Genomic DNA, 530 nt, shown 5'->3' on the forward strand with positions numbered 1-530 from the left:
TTCATGACTGGGGTGAAGTCGTAACAAGGTAACCGTAGGGGAACCTGCGGTTGGATCACCTCCTTACCTTAAAGAAACGTTCTTTGAAGTGCTCACACAGATTGTCTGATGAAAAGTAAATAGCAAGGCGTCTTGCGATTGAGACTTCAGTGTCCCCTTCGTCTAGAGGCCCAGGACACCGCCCTTTCACGGCGTTCTTTGAAGTGCTCACACAGATTGTCTGATGAAAAGTAAATAGCAAGGCGTCTTGCGATTGAGACTTCAGTGTCCCCTTCGTCTAGAGGCCCAGGACACCGCCCTTTCACGGCGGTAACAGGGGTTCGAATCCCCTAGGGGACGCCACTTGCTGGTTTGTGTGAGTGAAAGTCGCCGACCCCAATATCTCAAAACTTACCTTCGGGTGACGTTTGAGATATTTGCTCTTTAAAAATCTGGATCAAGCTGAAAATTGAAACAGCACACTGAACTCTGTTCTCCGTAATAAGAACAGACTGAGGTGTGTTTGAGTCTCTCAAATTTTTGCAGCACGA

Annotated in this window: 1 tRNA gene and 1 rRNA gene; both read left to right on the plus strand. The window is 47.7% G+C overall.

Features of this window, described 5'->3' with window-relative positions:
* Positions 1–66 (plus strand): 16S ribosomal RNA (locus tag FHC49_RS04960); the annotation flags it as partial.
* Between the two features lie 200 nt (positions 67–266).
* A tRNA-Glu gene (locus FHC49_RS04965) sits at positions 267–342 on the plus strand.
* Positions 343–530 lie beyond the last annotated feature (188 nt).

The sequence above is a fragment of the Kluyvera sp. EC_51 genome, from assembly GCF_019584505.1.
GTDB classification, from domain to species: Bacteria; Pseudomonadota; Gammaproteobacteria; order Enterobacterales; family Enterobacteriaceae; genus Kluyvera; species Kluyvera sichuanensis.